The 23,506-nt window shown below is 59.7% G+C and carries 28 protein-coding genes and 1 pseudogene; 16 read left to right on the top strand and 13 right to left on the bottom strand.

Going from position 1 to position 23,506, the window contains the following annotated elements; all coding sequences use genetic code 11:
* Window positions 1-4: 4 nt before the first annotated feature.
* Window positions 5-112, bottom strand: a pseudogene (locus NL64_RS30220) (ABC transporter ATP-binding protein); the annotation flags it as partial.
* A 32-nt stretch (window positions 113-144) separates the two neighbouring features.
* Window positions 145-708 carry a helix-turn-helix domain-containing protein gene (locus NL64_RS24710; protein WP_034150693.1) on the bottom strand — a complete coding sequence of 188 codons (564 nt, stop codon included), beginning with the start codon at window positions 706-708 and terminating at the stop codon, window positions 145-147.
* On the opposite strand from NL64_RS24710, the gene NL64_RS24705 reads away from it, so the two are divergent.
* The 7 genes from NL64_RS24705 (at window position 703) to NL64_RS24675 (ending at window position 8,042) form a co-directional block, all read left to right on the top strand.
* A complete protein-coding gene (locus NL64_RS24705) occupies window positions 703-1,728 on the top strand; it encodes a DMT family transporter (RefSeq protein WP_034150692.1) in 1,026 nt (341 codons plus the stop codon). The genes NL64_RS24710 and NL64_RS24705 overlap by 6 nt on opposite strands.
* 250 nt (window positions 1,729-1,978) lie before the next feature.
* Window positions 1,979-4,897 carry a monovalent cation/H+ antiporter subunit A gene (locus NL64_RS24700; RefSeq protein WP_034150691.1) on the top strand — a complete coding sequence of 973 codons (2,919 nt, stop codon included), beginning with the start codon at window positions 1,979-1,981 and terminating at the stop codon, window positions 4,895-4,897.
* The gene (locus NL64_RS24695) at window positions 4,897-5,241 is read left to right on the top strand and encodes a Na+/H+ antiporter subunit C (RefSeq protein WP_007986256.1); all 345 of its coding nucleotides are present in this window, start codon (window positions 4,897-4,899) and stop codon (window positions 5,239-5,241) included. Before NL64_RS24700 ends, NL64_RS24695 begins: the two co-directional genes overlap by 1 nt.
* A complete protein-coding gene (locus NL64_RS24690) occupies window positions 5,238-6,923 on the top strand; it encodes a monovalent cation/H+ antiporter subunit D (protein WP_034150690.1) in 1,686 nt (561 codons plus the stop codon). Before NL64_RS24695 ends, NL64_RS24690 begins: the two co-directional genes overlap by 4 nt.
* Window positions 6,920-7,408, top strand: a complete 489-nt coding sequence (locus NL64_RS24685; protein ID WP_034150689.1) for a Na+/H+ antiporter subunit E — start codon at window positions 6,920-6,922, stop codon at window positions 7,406-7,408. The genes NL64_RS24690 and NL64_RS24685 overlap by 4 nt, the downstream gene beginning before the upstream one ends.
* Window positions 7,405-7,683, top strand: a complete 279-nt coding sequence (locus NL64_RS24680) for a K+/H+ antiporter subunit F (protein WP_034150688.1) — start codon at window positions 7,405-7,407, stop codon at window positions 7,681-7,683. The genes NL64_RS24685 and NL64_RS24680 overlap by 4 nt, the downstream gene beginning before the upstream one ends.
* Window positions 7,680-8,042, top strand: a complete 363-nt coding sequence (locus NL64_RS24675) for a Na+/H+ antiporter subunit G (protein ID WP_034150687.1) — start codon at window positions 7,680-7,682, stop codon at window positions 8,040-8,042. Before NL64_RS24680 ends, NL64_RS24675 begins: the two co-directional genes overlap by 4 nt.
* Window positions 8,043-8,136: 94 nt before the next feature.
* Here the strand turns inward: NL64_RS24675 and NL64_RS24670 are convergent, their stop codons facing one another.
* From NL64_RS24670 to NL64_RS24655, 4 genes are all read right to left on the bottom strand, one after another.
* Complete coding sequence (locus tag NL64_RS24670; protein ID WP_034150686.1) at window positions 8,137-8,574, bottom strand: DUF3995 domain-containing protein; 438 nt, start codon at window positions 8,572-8,574, stop codon at window positions 8,137-8,139.
* 117 nt (window positions 8,575-8,691) lie between these two features.
* On the bottom strand, window positions 8,692-9,705 hold the full coding sequence (locus NL64_RS24665; RefSeq protein WP_034150685.1) for an ABC transporter substrate-binding protein: 1,014 nt from the start codon (window positions 9,703-9,705) through the stop codon (window positions 8,692-8,694).
* Window positions 9,706-9,824: 119 nt separating this feature from the next.
* Window positions 9,825-10,028: a hypothetical protein gene (locus NL64_RS24660; protein ID WP_034150684.1), complete on the bottom strand. Its 204-nt coding sequence runs from the start codon at window positions 10,026-10,028 to the stop codon at window positions 9,825-9,827.
* The gene (locus tag NL64_RS24655; protein WP_052321300.1) at window positions 10,028-10,477 is read right to left on the bottom strand and encodes a hypothetical protein; all 450 of its coding nucleotides are present in this window, start codon (window positions 10,475-10,477) and stop codon (window positions 10,028-10,030) included. The genes NL64_RS24660 and NL64_RS24655 overlap by 1 nt, the downstream gene beginning before the upstream one ends.
* Here NL64_RS24655 and NL64_RS30910 point away from each other — a divergent pair.
* From NL64_RS30910 to NL64_RS24640, 4 genes are all read left to right on the top strand, one after another.
* Window positions 10,472-10,597, top strand: coding sequence for a hypothetical protein (locus NL64_RS30910; RefSeq protein ID WP_301281647.1), 126 nt, complete (start codon window positions 10,472-10,474; stop codon window positions 10,595-10,597). The genes NL64_RS24655 and NL64_RS30910 overlap by 6 nt on opposite strands.
* Window positions 10,598-10,908: 311 nt before the next feature.
* A complete protein-coding gene (locus NL64_RS24650; RefSeq protein ID WP_034150682.1) occupies window positions 10,909-11,163 on the top strand; it encodes a hypothetical protein in 255 nt (84 codons plus the stop codon).
* Window positions 11,164-11,291: 128 nt separating this feature from the next.
* On the top strand, window positions 11,292-11,522 hold the full coding sequence (locus NL64_RS24645; RefSeq protein WP_034150681.1) for a hypothetical protein: 231 nt from the start codon (window positions 11,292-11,294) through the stop codon (window positions 11,520-11,522).
* 139 nt (window positions 11,523-11,661) lie between these two features.
* Window positions 11,662-11,901, top strand: coding sequence for a DUF2789 domain-containing protein (locus NL64_RS24640; RefSeq protein ID WP_034150680.1), 240 nt, complete (start codon window positions 11,662-11,664; stop codon window positions 11,899-11,901).
* A 7-nt stretch (window positions 11,902-11,908) separates the two neighbouring features.
* Here NL64_RS24640 and NL64_RS24635 read toward each other — a convergent pair whose 3' ends face one another.
* The 3 genes from NL64_RS24635 to NL64_RS24625 form a co-directional block, all read right to left on the bottom strand.
* Complete coding sequence (locus NL64_RS24635) at window positions 11,909-12,112, bottom strand: hypothetical protein (protein ID WP_034150679.1); 204 nt, start codon at window positions 12,110-12,112, stop codon at window positions 11,909-11,911.
* A 227-nt stretch (window positions 12,113-12,339) separates the two neighbouring features.
* Window positions 12,340-13,563, bottom strand: coding sequence for a methyl-accepting chemotaxis protein (locus tag NL64_RS24630; protein ID WP_437176936.1), 1,224 nt, complete (start codon window positions 13,561-13,563; stop codon window positions 12,340-12,342).
* A 628-nt stretch (window positions 13,564-14,191) separates the two neighbouring features.
* A complete protein-coding gene (locus NL64_RS24625; RefSeq protein ID WP_007907888.1) occupies window positions 14,192-14,596 on the bottom strand; it encodes a TraR/DksA family transcriptional regulator in 405 nt (134 codons plus the stop codon).
* A 364-nt stretch (window positions 14,597-14,960) separates the two neighbouring features.
* Here NL64_RS24625 and NL64_RS24620 point away from each other — a divergent pair, with 364 nt between their 5' ends.
* Window positions 14,961-15,575: a glutathione S-transferase gene (locus NL64_RS24620; protein ID WP_034150678.1), complete on the top strand. Its 615-nt coding sequence runs from the start codon at window positions 14,961-14,963 to the stop codon at window positions 15,573-15,575.
* Window positions 15,576-15,845: 270 nt separating this feature from the next.
* On the opposite strand, the gene NL64_RS24615 is transcribed toward NL64_RS24620, so the two are convergent.
* Window positions 15,846-16,775, bottom strand: a complete 930-nt coding sequence (locus tag NL64_RS24615) for a hypothetical protein (RefSeq protein WP_034150677.1) — start codon at window positions 16,773-16,775, stop codon at window positions 15,846-15,848.
* 358 nt (window positions 16,776-17,133) lie between these two features.
* Here NL64_RS24615 and NL64_RS24610 point away from each other — a divergent pair, with 358 nt between their 5' ends.
* Together NL64_RS24610 and NL64_RS24605 are read left to right on the top strand one after the other, a co-directional pair.
* Entirely contained in the window at window positions 17,134-17,817 is a 684-nt protein-coding gene (locus NL64_RS24610; protein WP_034150676.1) for a response regulator transcription factor, read from the top strand.
* Entirely contained in the window at window positions 17,795-19,189 is a 1,395-nt protein-coding gene (locus NL64_RS24605; RefSeq protein WP_034150675.1) for a sensor histidine kinase, read from the top strand. The genes NL64_RS24610 and NL64_RS24605 overlap by 23 nt, the downstream gene beginning before the upstream one ends.
* A gap of 154 nt (window positions 19,190-19,343) precedes the next feature.
* On the opposite strand, the gene NL64_RS24600 is transcribed toward NL64_RS24605, so the two are convergent.
* Genes NL64_RS24600 through NL64_RS24590 form a run of 3 tightly spaced genes read right to left on the bottom strand, consistent with a single transcriptional unit; the run spans window position 19,344 to window position 21,627 of the window.
* Window positions 19,344-19,754, bottom strand: a complete 411-nt coding sequence (locus NL64_RS24600) for an SRPBCC family protein (protein ID WP_034150674.1) — start codon at window positions 19,752-19,754, stop codon at window positions 19,344-19,346.
* Between the two features lie 26 nt (window positions 19,755-19,780).
* Window positions 19,781-20,578, bottom strand: coding sequence for an SDR family NAD(P)-dependent oxidoreductase (locus NL64_RS24595; RefSeq protein ID WP_034150673.1), 798 nt, complete (start codon window positions 20,576-20,578; stop codon window positions 19,781-19,783).
* Complete coding sequence (locus NL64_RS24590) at window positions 20,575-21,627, bottom strand: aldo/keto reductase (RefSeq protein WP_034150672.1); 1,053 nt, start codon at window positions 21,625-21,627, stop codon at window positions 20,575-20,577. Before NL64_RS24590 ends, NL64_RS24595 begins: the two co-directional genes overlap by 4 nt.
* 218 nt (window positions 21,628-21,845) lie before the next feature.
* Between NL64_RS24590 and NL64_RS24585 the strand changes: the two genes are divergently transcribed.
* On the top strand, window positions 21,846-22,745 hold the full coding sequence (locus tag NL64_RS24585; RefSeq protein ID WP_034150671.1) for a LysR substrate-binding domain-containing protein: 900 nt from the start codon (window positions 21,846-21,848) through the stop codon (window positions 22,743-22,745).
* A 521-nt stretch (window positions 22,746-23,266) separates the two neighbouring features.
* Window positions 23,267-23,506: DUF6124 family protein (locus NL64_RS30425; protein ID WP_034150670.1), on the top strand; the 240-nt coding region annotated here is incomplete at its 3' end.

The raw sequence follows: 23,506 nt of genomic DNA, 5'->3' as shown, positions 1-23,506 counted from the left end.
CTGATCAGTGTTTACCTGGATAGAAATCATGCAGATCGCCCCGGGCCAGCAGCTCGCTGGCGCCGCCGGACAACACCACCCGACCGGTATCGAGGACGCAGGCCGTGGACGCGGACTTGATCGTCACTGTTGATGGGCCAACAGTCAGATCACCACGTTACGCACGAACCGCACCGCCACCGGCCCATCGTTGCGATAGGAGTGCGGCTGGTTGCTGGCGAACATGAAGAACTCACCGGCGCTGATGGTGTGCGGCAGATCACCGACCATCAGGGTCAGGCAGCCTTCGAAGACGTAGAACTGCTCGCTCCAGCCATCGGCGTCCGGCTCTGAAGGGTAATGCTCGCCTGGTTCGAGGCGCCATTCCCAGAGTTCGACTTCGCGGGTAGCGTTGGCCTTGGCCAGCAGCACCGCTTTACTCCCGGGGATCGTACCGGCCCAGGCCAACTCGTTGATGCGGCTATGGTCGCGCACATCGGGAGCCTGGATCAGGTCGCTGAATGCCACGTCCAGCGCTTCGGCCACACGGTCGAGGGTGGTCAGGCTGACGTTCTTTTCGCCGGCCTCGATGGCTACCAGCATCCGCCGGCTGACACCGGACTTTTCCGCCAACGCGGTCTGGCTCATATCCGCGGCATGGCGCAAACGGCGAATGTTCTGGCTGACGTGCTGGAGGACCGAAGCCCGTGGCGAGGAATCTTTGTGCACTATATTGCTCACTTGGTGGTGCTGCGCAGTATACTGCCCAACTTCCGGCGCATTGTGCGTCCCCCTCAAATAGTGTGCAAGATCATGACGTCGGCGAACTCCTCCCAGGCTTCTTCCCGTTTCCTGCGGCTCAGCAAGGCTGAGTGCGTGCTGGTGCTGATCACCATGGTGTGGGGCGGGACCTTTTTGCTGGTCCAGCATGCAATGACCGTCAGCGGCCCGATGTTTTTCGTCGGCCTGCGCTTTGCCGCCGCCGCGATCATCGTCGCCCTGTTCTCGTGGCGTAGCCTGCGGGATCTGACCCTGTTCGAACTCAAGGCCGGCGCCTTTATCGGCGTGGCAATCATGCTCGGTTACGGCTTGCAGACGGTCGGGTTGCAGAGCATTCCCAGCAGCCAGTCGGCGTTCATCACCGCGTTGTACGTACCCTTCGTGCCGTTGCTGCAATGGCTGGTGCTGGGGCGTCGTCCGGGGCTGATGCCGAGCATCGGGATCATGTTGGCCTTTACCGGGTTGATACTGCTGTCGGGGCCTTCCGGCGCGGCGTTGAACTTCAGTCCCGGTGAAATCGCCACGTTGATCAGCGCCATCGCCATTGCTGCAGAGATCATTCTGATCAGCAACTTCGCCGGTCAAGTCGATGTGAAGCGGGTGACCGTGGTGCAATTGGCGGTGACTTCGGTTTTGTCGTTCCTGATGGTAGTGCCGACTCAGGAACACATTCCGGACTTTTCCTGGCTGCTGTTGTGCAGTGCGCTTGGACTGGGCGCGGCCAGTGCGGCGATCCAGGTGGCGATGAACTGGGCGCAGAAAAGTGTTTCACCGACCCGGGCAACCTTGATTTATGCCGGTGAGCCGGTGTGGGCCGGGATTGTCGGGCGAATCGCCGGGGAGCGTTTGCCAGCGATTGCGTTGCTAGGGGCCGGGTTGATTGTGGCGGCGGTGATTGTCAGTGAGTTGAAGACCAAGGGTAAGGCTGTCTCGGCGGCGGAAGATCTGGAGCGGGAAACCCAGGGTTAAGGCTTGGCGTCAGCAGTGATTTAAAAATCGCTATCGCGGGCAAGCCCGCTCCCACAGGGTTTGGATGTGTACATGAGTTTTGTGTACAACACGAATCCTGTGGGGGCGGGACTGACGGAATCCATATCCCTGAATCAATGTGAAGCAAGACTTTTCCGTCTACCGTGTAGGATTCTGCGACAGCTTGGCGTTTGGCGATCCGGGAGCTGGCACGTATGATGCTTCACAAACTTCCGCAGATTAGAAGCCTATGTCCCTGATAGTTCTACTGCTTCTGCCTTTTATAGGCAGCTGTCTGGCCGCGCTGCTGCCACACAACGCACGTAACACCGAATCGCTGTTGGCTGGCATGGTCGCCTTGATTGGCACCGTTCAGGTCGCCCTCCTGTACCCGCAAATCGCCCATGGCGGCGTGATCCGCGAAGAATTTTTCTGGCTGCCCAGCCTGGGCTTGAACTTCGTCCTGCGCATGGACGGCTTCGCCTGGCTGTTCTCGATGCTGGTCCTGGGCATCGGCACGCTGGTGTCGTTGTACGCCCGTTACTACATGTCGCCGGACGATCCGGTGCCGCGGTTCTTCGCGTTTTTCCTGGCGTTCATGGGCGCCATGCTCGGGCTGGTGATCTCCGGCAACCTGATCCAGATCGTGTTTTTCTGGGAGCTGACCAGCCTCTTCTCGTTCTTGTTGATCGGCTACTGGCACCACCGCGCCGACGCGCGACGCGGCGCGTACATGGCGCTGATGGTCACCGGCGCGGGCGGTTTATGCCTGCTGGCGGGGGTCATGCTGCTCGGCCATGTGGTCGGCAGCTATGACCTGGACAAGGTCCTGGCCGCCGGCGATCTGATTCGCGCACATGCCCTTTATCCCATCCTGCTACCCCTGATCCTGATCGGCGCTCTGAGCAAAAGTGCGCAATTCCCTTTCCACTTCTGGCTGCCCCACGCCATGGCCGCGCCGACTCCAGTGTCGGCCTATCTGCACTCGGCGACCATGGTCAAGGCCGGGGTATTCCTGCTGGCACGGCTGTGGCCGTCGCTGTCCGGCAGTGAAGAATGGTTCTACATCGTCAGCGGCGCCGGGGCTTGCACCCTGTTGCTCGGCGCTTATTGCGCGATGTTCCAGAACGACCTCAAGGGCTTGCTGGCGTACTCGACCATCAGCCACCTGGGCCTGATCACTTTGCTGTTGGGTCTGAACAGTCCGCTGGCCGCCGTGGCCGCGGTGTTCCACATTCTCAACCACGCCACCTTCAAGGCCTCGCTGTTCATGGCCGCCGGGATCATCGACCACGAAAGCGGCACCCGCGACATTCGACGGCTCAATGGCCTGTTCAAGCTGATTCCGTTCACCGCGACCCTGGCCATGGTCGCCAGCGCCTCGATGGCCGGCGTGCCGCTGCTCAACGGCTTCCTGTCGAAAGAAATGTTCTTCGCCGAAACCGTGTTCATCAACGCGACCGCCTGGGTCGAGATGACCCTGCCGATTGTCGCGACCATCGCCGGGACTTTCAGCGTCGCCTATTCCCTGCGCTTCACCGTCGACGTGTTCTTCGGCCCCACCGCTACCGACCTGCCCCACACCCCGCACGAGCCGCCGCGCTGGATGCGCGCGCCGGTGGAGTTGCTGGTGTTCGCCTGCCTGGTGGTGGGGATTTTCCCGGCGCAAGTGGTTGGCCCGTTGCTCGCCGCTGCCGCGCAACCGGTCGTAGGCGGCACGCTGCCGGAGTACAGCCTGGCCATCTGGCACGGTTTGAACGCACCGATGATCATGAGTCTGATCGCCATGTCCGGCGGCATCGTCTTGTACCTGCTGCTGCGCAATCAACTCAAGCGCGGGCGCTTCCACTACCCGCCGCTGATTGGCCGGCTCAACGGCAAGCGCCTGTTCGAACGAATCCTCGTGATCAAGATGCGCCTGGCCCGGCGTCTGGAGCGACGGATCAGCACCCGGCGTCTGCAAACCCAATTGTTCCTGATGGTGCTCGCCGCCGTGCTGGCCGGGCTGATCCCGATGCTGCACAGCAGCTTGCATTGGGGCGACCGGCCGAAGATTCCGGGCTCGATCGTGTTCGTCATCCTTTGGCTGCTGGCAATTGCCTGCGCCCTCGGTGCCGCGTACCAGGCCAAGTATCACCGTCTCGCCGCCCTGACCATGGTCAGCGTCTGCGGCCTGATGACCTGCGTGACCTTCGTCTGGTTCTCTGCGCCAGACCTGGCGTTGACGCAACTGGTGGTCGAAGTGGTGACCACGGTGCTGATCCTGCTGGGCCTGCGCTGGTTGCCGCGACGGATCGAAGAGGTTTCGCCGTTGCCGAGCAGCCTGCGCAAGGCACGAATCCGCCGTATCCGCGACTTGCTGCTGTCGACCGTGGTCGGCGGCGGCATGGCGTTGCTGTCCTACGCCATGCTGACGCGCCAAACGCCGAACGACATTTCCTCGTTCTACTTGAGCCGCGCCCTGCCTGAAGGCGGCGGCAGCAACGTGGTCAACGTGATGCTGGTGGACTTCCGTGGCTTCGACACCCTCGGTGAAATCACCGTGCTGGCGGCGGTAGCCCTGACTGTGTTCGCCCTGCTGCGTCGCTTCCGCCCACCGAAAGAAAGCCTGCAATTGCCGGCGCAACAGCGGTTGTTGGCGCCCGATGTCGTCACCGACCTGGTCAACCCGCGTCACGCCAGCGACACCGCGCTCGGCTTCATGATGGTGCCGGCGGTGCTGGTGCGTTTGCTGTTGCCGATTGCGCTGGTGGTGTCGTTCTACCTGTTCATGCGCGGGCACAACCAACCGGGCGGCGGTTTCGTCGCGGGGCTGGTGATGTCCGTGGCATTCATCCTGCAATACATGGTCGCCGGCACCCAATGGGTCGAGGCCCAAATGAGCCTGCGCCCGCTGCGCTGGATGAGCGTCGGCCTGCTGTTCGCCACGGTCACGGGCCTGGGCGCCATGGCCGTCGGCTATCCGTTCCTGACCACCCACACCTGGCATTTTGACCTGCCCGTGCTGGGCGACATTCACCTGGCCAGTGCGCTGTTCTTCGACGTCGGCGTGTACGCCGTGGTGGTCGGCTCGACGCTGTTGATCCTCACCGCCCTCGCCCACCAATCGGTCCGCGGCCACAAAACCGCTGGCCAGCCTAAACCCGTTACAGCCAAGGGAGCCGTCTGATGGAAGAAGTCATCGCAATCGCCATCGGCGTCCTCGCCGCGTCCGGCGTCTGGCTGATCCTGCGCCCACGGACGTTCCAAGTGGTCATGGGCCTGTGCCTGCTGTCCTATGGCGTCAACTTGTTCATCTTCAGCATGGGCAGTTTGTTCATCGGCAAGGAACCGATCATCAAGGATGGCGTGCCGCAGGATCTGCTGCATTACACCGACCCGCTGCCGCAAGCGCTGGTGCTGACCGCCATCGTGATCAGCTTCGCCATGACCGCGCTATTCCTGGTGGTCCTGCTGGCCTCCCGAGGCCTGACCGGCACCGACCATGTGGATGGCCGGGAGCCTAAAGAATGAATGCCATGACGCACCTGATCGCGGCACCGATTCTGCTGCCGCTGCTGACCGCCGCCATCATGCTGATGCTCGGCGAGAAACATCGTCCGCTCAAAGCCAAAATCAACCTGTTCTCCAGTTTGCTGGGGCTGGGCATTTCCGTTGTGCTGCTGCAATGGACGCAGACCACTGGCGTTCCCGGCTCCATCGGCGTGTACCTGCCGGGCAACTGGCAGGTGCCGTTCGGTTTGGTGCTGGTGGTCGATCGCCTGTCGGCGCTGATGCTGGTGTTGACCGGGATCATCGGCGTCAGCGCGCTGCTGTTCGCCATGGCGCGCTGGGACAGTGCCGGCTCCAGCTTCCACGCGCTGTTCCAGATTCAGTTGATGGGGTTGTATGGCGCGTTCCTGACCGCGGACCTGTTCAACCTGTTCGTGTTTTTCGAAGTGCTGCTGGCGGCGTCCTACGGTTTGATGCTGCACGGTTCGGGTCGGGCGCGGGTGTCGTCGGGCCTGCATTACATCTCGATCAACTTGCTGGCCTCGACACTGTTCCTGATTGGCGCGGCGCTCATTTATGGCGTGACCGGCACGCTGAACATGGCCGACCTGGCGCTGAAAATCCCGCTGGTGCCGGAAGCCGATCGCGGCCTGCTGCACGCTGGCGCGGGCATTTTGGCCGTCGCCTTCCTGGCCAAGGCCGGGATGTGGCCGCTGAACTTCTGGCTGGTGCCCGCCTATTCTTCGGCAAGCGCACCGGTGGCGGCGATGTTCGCGATCATGACCAAGGTCGGCATCTACACCATTCTGCGCCTTTGGACCCTGTTGTTCTCCGGGCAGGCCGGGGCATCGGCGTATTTCGGTGGAGAATGGCTGATCTACGGCGGCATGGCGACCATCGTCTGCGCAGCCGTAGCAATCCTCGCCGCGCAACGTCTGGAACGCATGGCCAGCCTGAGCATTCTGGTGTCGGCGGGGATTCTGCTGTCGGCCATCGGTTTCGCCCAGCCCAACCTGATTGGCGCGGCGTTGTTCTATCTGGTCAGCTCGACCCTGGCGTTGAGCGCGCTGTTCCTGCTGGCCGAGTTGATCGAACGTTCGCGCTCGGCCAACGAAATCCCGCTGGAAGACGAAAACGAGATGCTGCCTCGGCCGTTGGAATCACTGCATCCGGCCAAAGGCATCAACCTCGACGACGATCAGAAAGCCGTGGTCGGCCAGGTGATTCCTTGGACAATGGCTTTCCTCGGTTTGAGCTTCATTGCCTGCGCACTACTGATCATCGGTATGCCGCCACTCTCCGGATTCATCGGCAAACTCAGCCTGCTCAGCGCCCTGCTCAATCCGCTGGGGCTGGGCAACGGCAGTGAGGAACCGGTCTCGAATGCGGCGTGGGGTTTGCTGGCGCTGCTGATTCTTTCCGGGCTGGCGTCTCTGGTCGCCTTTTCGCGTTTGGGCATCCAGCGCTTCTGGACGCCGCAAGAACGGCCGTCGCCGATCCTGCGACGGCTTGAGTGCGTGCCGATCTTCGCGTTGCTGGGCTTGAGCATCCTGCTGACGTTCAAGGCCGAGCCGCTGTTGCGCTACACCCAGGCGGCCGCCGACGCCTTGAACAACCCGCAGCAATACGTGATGGCCGTGCTGGGTACGCGGGCGGTTCCGAGTCCGGAAGCCAGGGCTGCGCTGCTGGAGGTGCAACCATGAGGCGCTTGTTTCCTGCGCCGTGGCTGTCGCTAGCCCTGTGGCTGCTGTGGCTGGTACTTAACGTTTCGATGAGCCCCGGCAACTTGCTGCTGGGCGCCGTGCTGGGGTTCTGTGCGCCGCTGATGATGCGCAAGTTACGCCCGCTGCCCATCCGCATCCGTCGACCGGGGGTGATCCTGCGCCTGTTCCTGGTGGTCGGTCGCGATGTGGTGATGTCCAACCTCGCTGTAGCCTGGGGCGTGCTCAATGCCGGTCGTCGCCCGCCGCGCTCGCGATTCATCAAGGTGCCGCTGGACCTGCGCGATGCCAATGGACTGGCGACGCTGTCGATGATCTGCACGGTGGTGCCCGGGACGGTCTGGTCGGAGCTGGCGCTGGACCGCAGCGTTCTGTTGCTGCACGTTTTCGATCTGGACGATGAAGCGCTGTTCATCGAGCACTTCAAGGCGACTTACGAGCGGCCATTGATGGAGATATTCGAATGAGCGCCCTGCTGTCGAACGCAATTCTGCTGAGTCTTTTCCTCTTTTCGCTGGGGATGATCCTGACCCTGATCCGCCTGTTCAAGGGGCCGTCGGCACAGGACCGGGTTCTGGCGCTGGACTACCTGTACATCATCGCGATGCTGATGATGCTGACGCTGGGCATTCGCTATGCCAGTGACACCTACTTCGAGGCGGCGCTGCTGATCGCATTGTTCGGCTTCGTCGGCTCGTTTGCCCTGGCGAAATTCCTGCTGCGTGGCGAGGTGATCGAATGAACGCTGAACTGTCTCTGTGGGTGGAACTCCCGGTGGCGATCCTGTTGGTACTCGGCGGCCTGTTTGCGTTGGTCGGTGCCATCGGCCTGGTGCGAATGAAGGATTATTTCCAGCGCATGCACCCGCCGGCCCTGGCCTCGACGCTGGGCGCGTGGTGTGTAGCGTTGGCTTCGATCATTTACTTTTCGGCGCTCAAGTCCGGGCCGGTGTTGCACGCCTGGCTGATTCCGATTTTGCTGGCGATTACCGTGCCGGTGACCACGTTGTTGCTGGCGCGGGCGGCGTTGTTTCGTAAACGCATGGCGGGGGATGATGTGCCGGCGGAGGTTTCGAGTCGTCGGACTGAGAGCGGGAGCTAAAACAAAGATCAAAAGATCGCAGCCTTCGGCAGCTCCTACAGGTATACGCAATCCAATGTAGGAGCTGCCGAAGGCTGCGATCTTTTGCTTTCCCTCAGACCCAGGCAACGGCCAACAACCCCGCACCCAACACCACACACAACGGCGAATACACCCAGGTATCCAGTCGGGCGAACTTCGAGCCTTTGACTTCCTTGAAGAAACCCACCAGCTCCGAATCACCGATAGCCCGGGCAAACAACAGAAGCGCAATCGCGCTGATGATCCATTGCAGCGACCAATGGGACACCGCCGGCATCCACCAGCCCACTCGCAGACAGACCAACAAGGCAATCAGAAACAACGCCCCCGCGACCACCAGCGTGATCCAGCCTCGCGGCTTGAAGGCCGGTCGCAATCGCTCGCCGCCCTCCACCGGCACCTGCGGCACCGCCGCCACGGCCGCCCATTCGCCACCTAACGCCCAGTACACATGTATCAGGCTGATCACCGCAAACACCGTCACCAGCCATTGAGCCAGCACAAAGGTCATGGTCTGAAATCCTGGAAATGGATTTGGAACAGACATTGTAGGAGCTGCCGCAGCCTGCGATCTTTTGATTTTGATTTTTTTAGATCAAGGGCAAAAGATCGCAGGCTGCGCCAGCTCCTACAGTCCGGCAGATACCTTGTCCGCTATATCCTTCGGCAGCCAGGCCTGCCATACGTCCGGATGTTTTTTCATGAAATCTTCTGCTGCCTGACGCGGCGCGGTGTGTTTTTCGCTCATCTCTGCCAACGCCTTGTTCAACGGATCAATGGGGAAATCGACCTTGCTGAAGAAGTCGGCAATCTGCGGGTATTGCTTCTGAAATGGCGTGGAAACGCCAATGGACAACTTCGAGGCCAGCGAGCGCGTCGGCCGTGGATTCGGATTGTCGGCGTCGGTCAGGGTTTTCCAGGCTTCGGCGTCGAATGGCGGCTCTTCCAATTGAATCAGCTTGAAACGACCAAGCAACGGCGTCGGCGACCAGTAATAGAACAACACCGGTTTGCCCCGACGAATCGACGAACTGATTTCCGCATCCAGAGCCGCCCCGGACCCACTGCGGAAGTTCACATAGCTGTCTTCCAGCCCATAGGCCTTGAGCTTTTGCTTGTTGACCACTTCCGAGGTCCAGCCGATGGGACTGTTGAGGAAACGCCCCTTGGTCGGGGCTTCCGGGTCCTTGAACACATCCTTGTACTTGGGCAGGTCGCTAACGCTGCGCAAGTCCGGCGCCATCGGCTTGATGCCCTTGGCCGGATCGCCCTTGATCACATATTCCGGTACCCACCAGCCTTCAGTCGCGCCCTTGACCGTATCGCCGAGACTCACGACTTTGCCCTCCGCTTCAGCCTTGACCCACACCGGGCTGCGACCGGCCCATTCTTCACCGATGACCTGAATGTCATTGTTGGCCAGCGCGGTTTCCAGGGTGATGGTGGTGCCCGGCAAGGTGTCGGTCGGCAGCCCGTAGCCCTTCTCGACAATGATCCGCAGGATATCGGTGATCAAGCTGCCGCTTTCCCAATTCAGGTCGGCAAAGTGGATCGGCGCCTGGGCCGCCATGACCGGAACGGGTGACGCCAACAACCCGAAAGTGGCCAGGGCAGCGGCCAGCAACCGTCGAAAACCTTTCATGCTTTTGCACCTCGTGCTGTTCACAGCAATCGCAGGATGGCCTGGCAGAAGACCGCGAAGCCTCTGAATAATCAGTCCACTGACTGTAGTAGAGGTTCCTGCTTTCGAGGGGGCATGGATTAGTTTTCGGAAATTTCCTGCAAGCGCGCGAGCTCTCTTCTGACCATGCTGGCGTACTCGGCCGGGCGCAACGTATAGAGCTGCGAAGCCACCCAATTCAACCAGGCTCCCTGCAGCACAGCCTTCTGACCGAACAGCCGTTGGGCTTCGGTTTGAGCGCTGGCGAGGTTCTGTTCGTGGAAGTCGGCGCGGGTCAGGCTCATTACTCGCTGGCCTTGAACGTCACCAGTTCGCCTTTGCGCCACTTGGCTGCCTTGGCGGTCACCGCTTTCAGGGTTTTGGTCAGGCCTTCCTGCAACTGCTGGTTTGCGGCGAATACCGTCACCACGCTGTGACCTTCCTTGAACACGATGGCATGGCCATCGGCGGTGGTGACGAAGGCGTAGTCGCCCAGGCCGTAGGCCGTCAGTTTGATATCGCGAAATTTGATTTCCAGTTTGCCGCCTTCGCGACTGGGCAGTACTGAAGCGCTGAAATGATCGCCGACCTTGAGCTTAAGTCCCGGCTTGTCGTCCACCACCAGCGCTGATTCAGTGTCGATTTCGGCAATGTAGATGCCTTCAGCGTTTTGTTCGGTGATGTAAACGAAACGTGACTGAAACTGTTTAACCAGCTTTGCGCGCAAATCACCCAGCACGAACAAAGCATGCATATCGAGATTACTTACTGCCAAGGAAACATCCCCACATCTGAAAATGACGCCGCACGCGAAAAAAGCGCACAGCCAAAAAAAGCGGCAATGCCGAAGATGAAGCCAGATAACCCGGGTTGAAATCCTGAATGAGCAGAGGACTCATCCATCACGAGGCTTGAGCAGACTACTGGATGTCGCTCACATCGTCTTGCCTGGCATTCGACAAAGGTTGAAGGAAAACGCCCTTTGTACGACCAGAGAAATACGGACTATCAACTTCAGGGAAAAAACTCTCAAAAAAAAGCACTTTTCTTACATATTGCCAGCCGAAAATTGCTTTAGATAAACATCAGTCACCCACCAGTGACGTTGATTCTAGAGCAGCGATGCTCACCGAGACTACCCATAACGACGTACATACGTCGGCAAAACAACGAAAAGGACTTCATATGTGCACGCTGACACACTTCGCCCATCCTCAGAACCCTTACGTCGACAACTCGCCAACCCTGTATCCGCTGGTGATGCGACATCGTCAACTTCACTGCCAGGAAGCCGCCCCGCTGCGTTTTCAGGTGGTATTGGCCGGAAACGCCTTCTTCCATATCAAAGAAATTTCCACCGGACACGTAAGAGGTTTCCGCGCAGACCACAACGAGGCTTGCGCCCTCGCCCGCTCGCTTGAGTCGCGCCTGGACGCCTGAATACCGCTCATTTCAATAGACGTTTCGTCATGCCGGCGACTTAACTCAGCCGCCGGCATGCAACTACTGCCATACTGCCCGCCCAATCAGCGTTAAACACAACAATATTTACAAGGGAAGGCTGCTACGTGACGGAATTTGATATCGGTGAGTTTTTTATCCGGGGCGAAGCCAGAGAGGTCGAGGGCGAATTCCAGGCTGTCATTGTGATGCGTGCCAAACCGCCGCTGAAAACCGTGAGCTATCACCAGGTCGAAAAAGATCGCTGGTTCAAGACTTCGGACGTCGCCGCCCTCGCCGCGCAAGAATCCGCCAAGGAATTAAAGGCTGCCGTCGATGCCGGTGCATTGAAAGCCTGATTATCGTTTTTGCCGTCTATGCTCTTTCCTGCGTTTGAACATCGCTTTCGAACTCCTGAAGCGCGACTCCATCAGATGAAATGGGGTCGTACCTCATATCTCGTACTCGACGCGACCGATCACCTGCAAGGAGATGAAGATGGAATCACCGACACATGACTTGAAAGGCTTGTTCGATCAGTTGGGCCTGGACTCTTCGCAAAAAGCTATCGACGATTTCATTGCCAGCCATTCCCCTCTTCCCGATGACAAGAAACTCATCGACGCCGAGTTCTGGACACCGCAACAGGCGGGTTTCCTGAAAGAACAACTGCGCGAAGATGCCGACTGGGCGCGGGTGGTCGACGACCTCAACCTGCGCATGCACCAGATCCACTGACCTGAGCTTAATGCAGGCTGCCTGGCACCTCGGCATTCAATCGTGCCAACCAGGCAGCCTTGCACTCTTCCGCTTCATCGCGAGTGGAGAACGCCGTTCCCCGACGTTCACCATTGAGCAGCACCACCCAACAAACACTCTGCCCCAACGCACGCAAACTGGCGGGGACACCGCTGCCAATCATTACGGCGACATCAACTTTGCTTTGCATGTTGACCCTTCGAACTCCGTTAGCAACCTAACTATGAAGGTATGTTAATGAGTTCACTCAAAAGGAAACAGCAACCCCCCTGCACAGCTTCGTTGCCAGATTCGTAACAATAAATCGCGACCTGTAGGAACCTACTTGCTGGCGATGGCGCTCTCAATAACGCCATCGCCAGCAAGCCGGGCTCCTACAAAAGGCAAATCACGCGCCTGGTCGAATGGCAGCAATATCTAGCGAGGCTTTTCCGGCTTGTACCCCAAACGCAAACCACCCCAATGCCGCCCTTTAAGCATGATCGGCACCGACAGGTCGTGCATCAACTCTCCGGTATCGCGGGTGTAGGTTTGCAGCAGCACCGCCTGCTGATGGCTGCCGCAACGAATCCCGGTGCGGTCGGCGAACTTGCGCTTGGTGCGGTTTTGCAGGGTATCGACCTGCACATCACCGGTCAGTGGCTGGCTGAAGATTGTGTTATGGGTCGGCACATAACCTTGCTGGGTGCAGGCGATGGCGAACACCAATCCTTCGTGACGCGGCAACAGCGGTTCCTGAATCGCCGGCAGGACCTGATCGGTGTAGCGGTCGAAGCGCGTTTGGTATTTGGCCGGGCTGGTGTCGGCGATCACCTGATAATGACGGTCGAACAGATCGTCGAGGCTGATACGGCCCGCGTCAATATCTGCTTCGAAGCGCGCCGCAATCTGGCTCGCGCCCTCCCGGGCCAAGTCGTAAATCCGCTGGTGGTAATCGTCCAGCCCGACTTCCGCCAGACGTTCGCTGATAGTCTCGGCCTGGCCTTCCATTTGAACCGCGGCCTGCGCCAGACGCTGAGTTTGTTGATCACTGACGGCCAGGTCGCTACGCATCTGCTGGATGGCATGAAACAGGCTATCGAGTTGCTCACGGTTTGTTTCCGCGCCTCGGGCGATTTCGCCGACCTGGCTTTCGACGCTGGCCGCCAAACGCGCAATGTTCTCCAGATGCTGGCCGGTGTGCTCGACCTGCTGGACGCCGGTGTCGAGATCGCTCGACAGTTGCCGAATCTGCTCCACCACTTGCGCGGTGCGTTGCTGAATATCCGCCACCATCTCGCCGACTTCGCCGGTCGCGGTCGCCGTGCGTGCGGCCAGGCCGCGCACTTCGTCAGCCACTACCGCAAAGCCGCGCCCATGTTCCCCGGCTCGTGCAGCTTCAATCGCCGCGTTCAACGCCAGCAAGTTGGTCTGGCTGGCAATGGACTGAATCACCAGGGTGACGCGCTGAATATCGTCGCTGCGCAGGCTCAGCGCCTCGATCAATTCTCGACTGTTATTGGCGCGCTGACTGAGTTGATGCATGCGCGCAATCGACTCGAGCAACTCGGTGCGCCCCGCTGCACCGCTCTGATGTGCCTCGCTTGCAGCACCCAATGCCTCACGGCTGAGGGTCGAGGTTGCCTGTTCAGTGGCGATCATCACTTCGGCGTTGCTGACAATTTGCGCCGCTGCGCCCAGTTGCGATTGCAGCTTGTCCGCCAGTTGCTTGACCGAGAACGCCACGCCAGCAGCTGACAAAGCGTTATGACTGGTGGTGAAGGAAAGATCGCGGGTCAACGCGGCAATGGCGCTGGACGTATCGGTGGGAACAGCTTCGGGGGTCGCGCGCGAACGCAGGCGCGGCAGCCAGATGATCAGCACGGCCAATGGCAGGCCAAGGTATAGCGACCAGCCCCACAGCGATATGCCACACAGCAACAGCATCAGGGCGATGCTTTGCAGCGTCGGCGTCAGCCAGCGATTTTTCGGCAAAAGCACTGGTGCAGGCGCTGCCGCCACCAGAGATCCGTCTCTCGTCATCTTGGTCACCCCGGAAATATTCTAATTGTTGTCTTCGCATTGAACGCCACTATAAGGCCATTATCTATGAGCCTTTAGTCGTGGGCGTTGTAGTAGATCAATAGAATTGCGGGGTTTTCTGTAGACGTCGAAAAGCAAAGATCGCAGCCTTCGGCAGTTCCTACAGGTTCACGTAACACCGTGTAGGAGGTGCCGAAGGCTGCGATCTTTTCAAGGCAGCCCACGTTAAACGGGCTGCCTCACAGAATCAGGCCTGACGCTGGTGCTTGTCGATCTGCTCGTGACGTTCTTGAGCTTCGATGCAGTACTTGGTGGTCGGGCTGATCAGCAGGCGCTTGAGGCCGATTGCCTCGCCGCTGTCGTCGCACCAGCCAAAGCTGTCTTCCTTGATGCGCTCAAGGGCTTGTTCCAACTGAGGCAGCATGCGCTGGTCGCGATCGATCGCGTTTACCAGCCAGGTGCGCTCTTCTTCAACGGAAGCCGCGTCAGCCGGGTCGGCCGGGGTGTCCAGGCTCTCGATGGCGATGCGGTTCTGTTCGATGCGCTCATGGGTTTCGACTTTCATGTTCTGCAACAGCTCAGAGAAAAAAGCATGTTGCTCGGCATTCATGTAGTCATCCGCCGGCATGGCCAGCAACTTGTCCTTTGTCATTGATATCTCTATAAAAAAACGTGCATTAAGGCGAATTAGGGAGCGTTCCGGCAGACCTGGTCAGGTCATCGGAAAGGCGCAGTTTGTTCCAAGCGCCACCCGGCACTCAATTTACGAGGGGCGGCAGTCTAAGGCCGAGTTGTGGCCTCAGCAACTGAAAAGTCAGCGAATTTGTCCGACAAAGCCTCGAAAATGCTCTACGGCAGGCATTCAGGCGGTCATCGGAGTGCGTTTATAGCAAGAAATTCAATCCAGCACAGGTATATAGAAGACAAACGGCGGCACAGGACGATGCCGTTTGCAGGTCATCCAACCTCAGCTAAGGTTGTCCCTCCCGAAATGGGCCATTTCAAGGAGCGGTTAAATGAAGCTGATCGGCATGCTGGATTCGCCCTACGTACGACGCGTCGCCATTTCTGCCAAGCGCCTGGGTATTGCGCTGGAGCACGAATCGGTGTCGGTGTTCAGGACTTTCGAGCAGTTCCAGCAAATCAATCCGGTGGTCAAGGCACCTACCCTGGTGCTGGATGACGGTGAAGTGTTGATGGATTCGACGCTGATCCTTGATTACCTGGAAGCACTGTCCGAACCTGCCCGCAGCCTGATGCCCAAGGGTATCGAACAACGCCTGCGTTCATTGCGCCTGATCGGCCTGGCACTCGCGGCCAGCGAAAAGTCGGTACAGCTTTATTACGAGCGCAACCTGCGACCGGCAGAGATTCAATATGAGCCTTGGGTTGAACGGGTCGAGGGCCAATTGGCTGCGGCGTATTCAGCGCTGGAGCGGGAACTGGAAAAGCAGCCGCTGAACACCGACGGCTCGATTGGCCAGGAGGGCATCACGCTGGCCGTGGCGTGGAGTTTTACCAATCTGGTGGTGCCGGATCAGGTTGATGTGGCGCAGTTTCCGCGGATCGTCGCGTTTACCGCGTATGCCGAGGGGCTAGAGGAGTTCTTGAGTACTCCGATTGACGGATAAAGTGTTGCGTCCGATCTGCCCTCTTCGCGAGCAGGCTCGCTGCTACAGGTGAACGCGTTCCCCCGTAGGAGTGAGCCTGCTCGCGATGACGGCGTAACAGAGCATACAAATGTAACTGCCCAAAACAAAAACGCCGCTTCCACCAAAGGCAGAAGCGGCAGAGGGACTAGCCCCAGTCGATCAATGCATGAACAGAGCGATCAGGATGATGATCGGGATCGGTACACCAAGAAAGAACAGCAGTAATGAGCGCATGATGATTCTCCTGGGTTAACGAACAGGGGTGGTGGTGACGTAGGTGTCGGTTTCCAGATACACCACGGCATCCCGGCGACGGCCACCGAAAGTCGCGGCAAAACTTGCGAAAAACGCGCCGATCAATAGTGCAACGAACATCCACAACGTGGTCCAGGCAGCTACTTTGGCGGCGGTATCAGCCGCTTGTTGTGCGGCCAGTTTGGCGTCGGCTACGGCTTTCTGGGTGCGGGCATAAACTTCATCGACACGACGTTCAGCGTCCGCTTGGGTGAGATTGGTCCGTTGCGCCACCAGTTGCGCCAGGTAGGTACGATCTTCAGCGGACAACTGACCGTCCTTCAGGGATTGCGCGAAAATCCGCGTCACGGTGCCTCGGGCGGCATCGTCACTGACGGCGGCCGGACGATCATCGCGAAACAGGCTGTCGATGTAGTAGCCGTACTGATCGCTGTCGGTATTGGCGGCTGCCTGACCGGCCACTTGGGTCATGGCACTGGCGGCGCCACCGGCCACTTGTGCGCCAGCCTGAACACCACCACTCACGACGCTGCTTACCGAACCGGCCACCAGCGTTGCCGTTACCAGCGTCGCCACGCACCACGCGAGAAACCCGTGGGCGGTGTCACGGAAATAAACTTCATCGCCATGCATGTACGCCCATTTAACCCGCAGGCGCCCGGCGATATAGCCACCGGCCCCTGAGGCAATGATTTGTGTCACGGCCAACCAGACAATGGTCGAGATGCCCAGGCCTTTGGCGCTCACACCTTCGTTGGCCCAAGGCGAGACCGCGGAGAATCCCAGTCCAAAACCGAGCAGCACAAGGATCAGCGATAACGCTGCTGCCGCAGCAGCCCCGGCGAAAATCGCCCCCCAAGAGACGCCAGAGAGCGTGCTCGCTTCGTCGGCCGCAGGATAGAAACCATCTGAGGATCTATTCATTGTTGTATCGCTCCAGGCAGAAAGATGGTGTTACAACTTCTTCAAATGAGCAGTTGCAGTGACCATGCCAGTCGCGGGCTCTGGATATCCCCTTCAGTTTCAACAACTTATAAAGTTTGAACTTCCCTGATCCATGCAATATGCAATAAACCACTAAGCTCAGCGGGTTTTCTGCATTGATTGGGAAGAGCAAAAGATCGCAGCCTTCGGCAGCTCCGACATTTGAAATGCAATCCCCCTGTAGGAGCTGCCGAAGGCTGCGATCTTTTGATCTCCATGAACTTTTATTTAGTAAGCCTTCGATCATTTCTTGGCAAAATGCTGCACAACGTTGTGAACACCTAATCAGGCCAGCCCTATGACCCGCATCTTGACCATCGAAGACGACGCCGTGACCGCCCGGGAAATAGTCGCCGAACTGAGCAGCCACGGCCTCGACGTCGACTGGGTCGACAATGGTCGCGAAGGGCTTGAGCGTGCGGTCAGTGGCAACTACGACTTGATCACCCTCGACCGCATGTTGCCCGAGCTCGATGGCCTGGCGATTGTCACGACCCTGCGGACCATGGGCGTGGCGACGCCGATCCTGATGATCAGCGCCCTCTCCGACGTCGATGAGCGCGTGCGCGGCCTGCGCGCTGGCGGCGACGATTACCTGACCAAACCTTTCGCCACCGATGAAATGGCGGCCCGGGTCGAAGTCCTGCTGCGCCGGCAGAACAACGTGACCGCGCAAGCAACCACGTTGCGAGTAGCGGACCTGGAACTGAACCTGATCAGCCACGAAGCCAGCCGCAATGGCGAGTTACTGACGTTGCTGCCCACCGAATACAAGCTGCTGGAATTCCTCATGCGCAACACCGGGCAGATCCTCTCGCGGATGATGATTTTCGAGGAGGTCTGGGGTTATCACTTCGACCCCGGCACCAACCTGATCGACGTCCACATCGGCCGCCTGCGCAAGAAGATCGACCCACCTGGCAATGCCCCATTGATTCGAACCGTGCGAGGCTCGGGTTATGTCATTGCCGAACCCGTCTAAAGGCTGGCGCTCTTCCAGCAGTCGTTTGCTGGCGCTCTACAGTGCACTGTTCGTGGTCTGGAGCGGCATCCTGATGGGCGTCATGTACTTCGAGGTGTCCGCTTACCTGGACAACCTGGCCAAGCATTCGCTGATGCAGCGCCAGCATCTGTTTTCGCGTTTCCAGGGCGAACAACTGGTGGACGCCCTCGTCGTCAGCATGACCTTCGACATCCGCGGCATCGACGGCTATGGCCTGTTCGATCAGCAACAGCGTTATCTGAGCGGCGCCCTGAACCACATCCCCCGTGGCCTGCCGCTGGACGGCAAGATCCACATGCTCAGCGATTGCGCCGACTCCGACGATCCAACGCTGCCCAATGACAGTTGCGACGCCGTGGCGACCCAGACCCGGGACGGCCTCTTGCTGGTGCTGGTGCGCGACAACGGCTCGCTGTTTGCCGTCACCCGAATCATCCTGCACGCGCTGTTCTGGGGTGTGACCCTGACCATCCTGCCGGGCATCGTCGGCTGGCACTTGTTGCGGCGTCGGCCGTTGCGGCGAATTCGCGGGATCCAGGCCAGCGCCGAGGCCATCGTCGCCGGTGACTTGACCAAACGCCTGCCGCTGTCCAGCCGCCGCGATGAGCTGGACATGCTCGCCGCGATCGTCAACGCCATGCTCGAACGCATCGAGCGCTTGATGAACGAAGTCAAAGGTGTTTGCGACAACATCGCCCATGACCTGCGCACGCCGCTGACCCGATTGCGCGCGCAGCTTTATCGCATGCAACAACAGGCCGGCGAAGGCTCGGCCGAAGCCGCACAACTGGATTTGGTGCTGGCCGAGGCCGACACGCTGATGGCGCGGTTTCGGGGCTTGCTGCGGATTTCCGAACTCGAGGATCGTCAGCGCCGCTCAGGATTTGTGGAACTGGACCCAGTGCCGTTGCTGCAGGAATTGCACGAGTTTTATCTGCCATTGGCCGAAGACGATGGTTTGAGTTTTGAATTGCAGTTGCCAGCAACATTGCCGCCCCTCCATGGTGATCGCGCATTGCTGTTCGAAGCCGTAGCCAATCTGCTGAGTAACTCGATCAAATTCACCCCGCCCGGTGGCCAGGTGATTTTGCGTGGAGTGAATGAGGGCGGGCATACCCGCATTGAAGTGCTCGACTCCGGTCCTGGCATTCCAGAGGCCGAACGCGAGGCGGTGTTCCAGCGCTTCTATCGCGCCGAGGCGGGTAATCAGAAAAGTGGCTTTGGATTGGGGTTGTCGATCGTCGCGGCGATTGTCAGCCTGCATGGCTTTACGCTGGAGTTGGGCAGTAGCGAATTGGGGGGCGCGCGGTTGGTGCTGGATTGTCGGCAGAGGTTGATTGCGCCTGCTTGAAGATCAAAAGATCGTCCGAACGCGGCCCGAACCTGCGGCAGCTCCTACAGATGTCCACATATCCCTGTAGGAGCTGGCTTGCCAGCGATGGCGGCCACAAGATCACCGCAAAATCCGAAGGCCCCATCGCCAGCAAGCCGGCTCCTACAAAGGATCAAGCCGGGTAATTGGCGCGCAACGCCTCAAGGCCTCCCTGATAGATCCCGGTAAACAACGCCTCTACTTCCTCGTTACTCACACCCACCGGTTCAAACCGGCCGGACCAGGTCACCCGAGCCCCGTCGCCCTGCGCCTCAACCTTGATCGTCGCCAGATAATCCGTGGCCGGAAACGGCGCTTGCAGAATCGAGTAGCTGTAGGTTTTGCCGGCGTTGTCGAACGCTTGCAGACGCTCGATCACTACCGCGCCATCCGCCGTTTGCAGGCTGCGCACGCGCCCGCCTTCGCTGAGTTCACTCTTGGGAATGAACGGCAGCCATTCCGGCAGCGAATTGAAACCGCCGATCAATTGCCAGACCCGATCCGCCGAGGCCGGGATGTCGATGAATGCTGATGCAGTTGCCATGTAAAGCTCTCTCTCATTAATAAGGTTCAGATCGCCATGCTGTCGACGACGCCGCCGTCGACTCGCAAAGCTGCGCCCGTGGTTGCCGAGGATAGCGGCGAGGCGATGTACGCCACCAGATTCGCGACTTCCTCGACATTCGCCACGCGCTGGATGATCGAGGTTGGACGGGCCTCGCGGACGAAGGCGTCGGCTTCCTCCTGAAGACTTCGACCGGACTTGGCAATGGCATCCTTGAGCATCAGCTCCACGCCGTCGGTCAAGGTCGGACCGGGCAGGATCGAATTGACCGTTACTCCGGTTCCCGCCAACCGTTTGGCCAATCCGTGGGACACCGCCAGGTTGGCGCTTTTGGTCACGCCATAGTTGAGCATGTCCGCCGGGATCGCGATGCCGGATTCCGAGGACAGGAAGATCACCCGGCCCCAGCCCTGCTTGACCATGTCCGGCACGTAATGCCGGGACAGGCGCACGCCGGAGATCACGTTGACCTCATAGAAGCGCGTCCATTCGCTATCGGGCGTGTCAAAGAAATCCACCGCGTTGTAGATCCCCAGGTTGTTCACCAGAATGTCCGCTCGCGGTTCGGCGGCGAACAATATTTCGGCACCTTCAGCGGTACCGAGGTCGGCCGTCAACCCGCGCAATTGAGCGCCGGGCACCTGCTCGCGGATGGTCGCCAGCGCTTGCTCGACCTTGGCCGTTTCGCGGCCGATCACCACCACCGTGGCGCCGGATTCGGCCAGTGCCTTGCTGATACCCAGACCAATGCCGGCGGTGCTGCCGCTGACAATTGCCAGTTTTCCACTCAAATCAATTTTCATTTCACATCACCCCTGTAGGAGCTGCCGGAAGCTGCGATCTTTTGCCCTGGCAACGGAGCCCGTTCAGAAACCAAATGAGCCTCGCGCATCGCCTGCCAAAACGCTGCAGGAATCACCGCCGACATCGCGGCAACATCTTCGGCAATCCGTTGCGGACGGCTGGCACCTGGAATGACTGCCGCCACCGCCGGATTGGCCAATGAGAATTGCAACGCCGCCGCTTTGATGTCGACACCATGTGCCGCCGCAATGCGCTTGATCTGCTCGACCTTGTTGATGATCGCCGGGCTGGCCTTCTGGTATTCGAAGTGCGCGCCACCGGCCAGGATGCCCGAACTGTAAGGGCCGCCGACCACGATCTCGACATTCTGTGCCAGGGCCGCGTCCATCAAGCGCTGCAAGGCGCGGTCATGGTCGAGAAGAGTGTAGCGACCCGCCAGCAGAAAACCGTCCGGTTGCGCTTCGCTCAGATCAAGGGTCAATTCGCACGGCTCAACCTTGTTCACGCCCAGGCCCCAGCCCTTGATCACGCCCTCTTCACGCAAGCGCGTCAGCACTTTGAAAGCACCGGTGCGGGCCTGATTGAAGTACTCCAGCCATTGATCGCCGTAGAAGTCCTGGGCGATGTCATGGACCCAGACGATGTCCAGCCGATCGGTATTCAGACGCTTGAGGCTGTCTTCGATGGAGCGCAGGGTCGCGTCGGCGCTGTAGTCGTTGACGATCTTGTTCGGACGACCGTGTTCGAACACCCCGCTCTTCTCACCCAGATCCCGGGCGGCGGCGTCTTCGACTTCGTCGAGGATCACCCGGCCGACCTTGCTGCTGAGCACATAATCATCACGGTTGTAGCGGGACAGCGCAGCGCCGAGGCGAATTTCTGACAGACCCGAACCGTAGAACGGCGCGGTATCGAAGTAACGCACGCCGGCATCCCAAGCCGCATGGACGGTGGCTTGCGCCTCTTCTTCAGGAATGGCGCGGAACATATTGCCCAGCGGTGCAGTGCCGAAACCCAGCGCGCCGGGCAGTTTGTCTTTCAAGCTCATAATCAATTCCTCTCGAATGCTGGTTAACCCTGTAGGAGCCGGCTTGCTGGCGATAGCGTTGTAGCAGTCGATACAGCGTTGCCTGGTGAATCGCTATCGCCAGCAAGCCGGCTCCTACAGGGAACGGTGATTTGTCTTACCGATGGGCAGATCCTAGATTGCGATCTTCGGACCGTCCAAGACATAATACGCAGCACTTGAGTCCCTAGAGGTCTGACATGATCGACATCCGCCAATTGCGCTACTTCGTCGCCGTCGCCGAGGAAGAACACGTCGGTCGCGCCGCCGAACGCCTGCACATTTCTCAGTCGCCCCTGAGCCGGCAGATCGCCCAGCTCGAAGAACGCCTGGGCCTGACCCTGTTCGAACGCAGCCAGCAACGCATTCGCCTGACCCGCGACGGCCAGACGTTCCTCGCTGAAACCCGCGCCCTGCTGACCCACGCCAATCGCCTGGAATCCCTCGGCAAACGTCTCGGTCGCGGTGAAGAAGGCGGCTTGTGCATTGGCTACATCGAGAACGCGATGCACGCCGGCGTCTTGCCCAATGCCTTGCGCGTGTTGCGCAGCGATCGGCCGAACGTGCACGTCGCGCTGTACAACCTCAGTTCTACCGAACAATTGGAAGGCCTGCGTCAGCGTAGTCTGGATATCGCCCTGGTCAGTGAACCGCCGACGGACGATGACCCCGACCTGCTGGGTTTCCAAGTACTGAACGACCCAATGCTGCTGGCAATGCCCGACGACCATCCGCTGGCACAGAAGACCCTGTTGACCCCGGAAGACCTCGCCGATCAGGAGTGGATCGGCGTGCAGCACCACCACAATGTCACCCGCCGCGAAGACTTCGTCAGCGCCTGCATCCGCGCCGGTTTCACCCCGGACATCCGCATGGAAGCCACCGGCCCCTTCACCGCACTGGCGCTGGTGGCCTCGGGACTGGGCATCGCCATGATTCAGAAAGGCCTGAGCCGCAACGCACCGCCGGGCGTGGTGCTGCGGGAAGTGCCATGGATCTCCCTCACCCGACCGCTGTGGGCAGCATGGCACCGAATCAACCTGCGGCCGTTGGTGGAGACGTTCAGGAAAGTGCTTACCGAACCAGACTCGGCTCACTAACCCCCTGTGGCGAGGGAGCTTGCTCCCGCTGGGTCGCGAAGCGGCCCTAAACCCTGCCACCGCAGTCTTTCAGGCACACCGAATACGCAGGGTTTGCGACTGCTGCGCAGCCGAGCGGGACGGTGCGGCGATCCGACAAGCTCCCTCGCCACAGGGTTTAGCGCAGCCGTTCGAGGTTGTTTAACGGCTGTCAGCGTTACTTGATGAAAGCTACAACGCCTTGCGTCGTTGCCTACGCGTACGCCAGAATCCGCCGGCTTGTGCGCCTTGGGGCAGGGTTCTATCGTTGGCCGGTCGCTGAAAAAACAGCGATCGGGTTTGGTAGCCCGGATTTTCCAGGTGTGCAGTGCGACCTTCTGCGAAGGCTATTTTGTCTTTGCTTCTTATGGTGGCCATGCGCAGGGCGTCCTCGGACGCGCCGGGTTCCTGGGATTACCGGTCTACCAACCTGCGCATGGCCGCCACTCTCGTTTGGTAGCGAATCGTGTCGGCTCCTAATTTACAACCCAGGAGCAACATCCATGTCCAAAGCCACACCCAACCCATCCGACACCGACCGCATCCCCTCCGCCGCTGACATCCGAGCCACCCCGCGCACACTCTGCACGATGTACATCATCGACCCGCAAATCAACATCGAAACCCTGCTGGGCGACGCGTGCGAATCACTGGCCTCGGCCCATGTCATGACCCTGGATCTGGCGGACCGGACAGAGGGATCAAGTCGCAACACCCTGCTGGGCATCGCCCAAGTCATCATG

Source organism: Pseudomonas fluorescens (assembly GCF_000802965.1).
GTDB lineage: Bacteria > Pseudomonadota > Gammaproteobacteria > Pseudomonadales > Pseudomonadaceae > Aquipseudomonas > Aquipseudomonas fluorescens_A.
The sequence above is the reverse complement of the archived record's forward strand: the minus strand, read 5'-3'. Positions and strand labels throughout refer to the sequence as shown.

Coding starts and splice junctions, on each gene's coding strand:
- NL64_RS24700 (WP_034150691.1), top strand. CDS start 1,979: ATGTCCCTGATAGTTCTACTGCTTCTGCCTTTTATAGGCAGCTGTCTG.
- NL64_RS24695 (WP_007986256.1), top strand. CDS start 4,897: ATGGAAGAAGTCATCGCAATCGCCATCGGCGTCCTCGCCGCGTCCGGC.
- NL64_RS24690 (WP_034150690.1), top strand. CDS start 5,238: ATGAATGCCATGACGCACCTGATCGCGGCACCGATTCTGCTGCCGCTG.
- NL64_RS24685 (WP_034150689.1), top strand. CDS start 6,920: ATGAGGCGCTTGTTTCCTGCGCCGTGGCTGTCGCTAGCCCTGTGGCTG.
- NL64_RS24680 (WP_034150688.1), top strand. CDS start 7,405: ATGAGCGCCCTGCTGTCGAACGCAATTCTGCTGAGTCTTTTCCTCTTT.
- NL64_RS24675 (WP_034150687.1), top strand. CDS start 7,680: ATGAACGCTGAACTGTCTCTGTGGGTGGAACTCCCGGTGGCGATCCTG.
- NL64_RS24670 (WP_034150686.1), bottom strand. CDS start 8,574: ATGACCTTTGTGCTGGCTCAATGGCTGGTGACGGTGTTTGCGGTGATC.
- NL64_RS24665 (WP_034150685.1), bottom strand. CDS start 9,705: ATGAAAGGTTTTCGACGGTTGCTGGCCGCTGCCCTGGCCACTTTCGGG.
- NL64_RS24660 (WP_034150684.1), bottom strand. CDS start 10,028: ATGAGCCTGACCCGCGCCGACTTCCACGAACAGAACCTCGCCAGCGCT.
- NL64_RS30910 (WP_301281647.1), top strand. CDS start 10,472: ATGCATATCGAGATTACTTACTGCCAAGGAAACATCCCCACATCTGAA.
- NL64_RS24655 (WP_052321300.1), bottom strand. CDS start 10,477: ATGCATGCTTTGTTCGTGCTGGGTGATTTGCGCGCAAAGCTGGTTAAA.
- NL64_RS24650 (WP_034150682.1), top strand. CDS start 10,909: ATGTGCACGCTGACACACTTCGCCCATCCTCAGAACCCTTACGTCGAC.
- NL64_RS24640 (WP_034150680.1), top strand. CDS start 11,662: ATGGAATCACCGACACATGACTTGAAAGGCTTGTTCGATCAGTTGGGC.
- NL64_RS24635 (WP_034150679.1), bottom strand. CDS start 12,112: ATGCAAAGCAAAGTTGATGTCGCCGTAATGATTGGCAGCGGTGTCCCC.
- NL64_RS24630 (WP_437176936.1), bottom strand. CDS start 13,563: ATGATCGCCACTGAACAGGCAACCTCGACCCTCAGCCGTGAGGCATTG.
- NL64_RS24625 (WP_007907888.1), bottom strand. CDS start 14,596: ATGACAAAGGACAAGTTGCTGGCCATGCCGGCGGATGACTACATGAAT.
- NL64_RS24620 (WP_034150678.1), top strand. CDS start 14,961: ATGAAGCTGATCGGCATGCTGGATTCGCCCTACGTACGACGCGTCGCC.
- NL64_RS24615 (WP_034150677.1), bottom strand. CDS start 16,775: ATGAATAGATCCTCAGATGGTTTCTATCCTGCGGCCGACGAAGCGAGC.
- NL64_RS24610 (WP_034150676.1), top strand. CDS start 17,134: ATGACCCGCATCTTGACCATCGAAGACGACGCCGTGACCGCCCGGGAA.
- NL64_RS24605 (WP_034150675.1), top strand. CDS start 17,795: ATGTCATTGCCGAACCCGTCTAAAGGCTGGCGCTCTTCCAGCAGTCGT.
- NL64_RS24600 (WP_034150674.1), bottom strand. CDS start 19,754: ATGGCAACTGCATCAGCATTCATCGACATCCCGGCCTCGGCGGATCGG.
- NL64_RS24595 (WP_034150673.1), bottom strand. CDS start 20,578: ATGAAAATTGATTTGAGTGGAAAACTGGCAATTGTCAGCGGCAGCACC.
- NL64_RS24590 (WP_034150672.1), bottom strand. CDS start 21,627: ATGAGCTTGAAAGACAAACTGCCCGGCGCGCTGGGTTTCGGCACTGCA.
- NL64_RS24585 (WP_034150671.1), top strand. CDS start 21,846: ATGATCGACATCCGCCAATTGCGCTACTTCGTCGCCGTCGCCGAGGAA.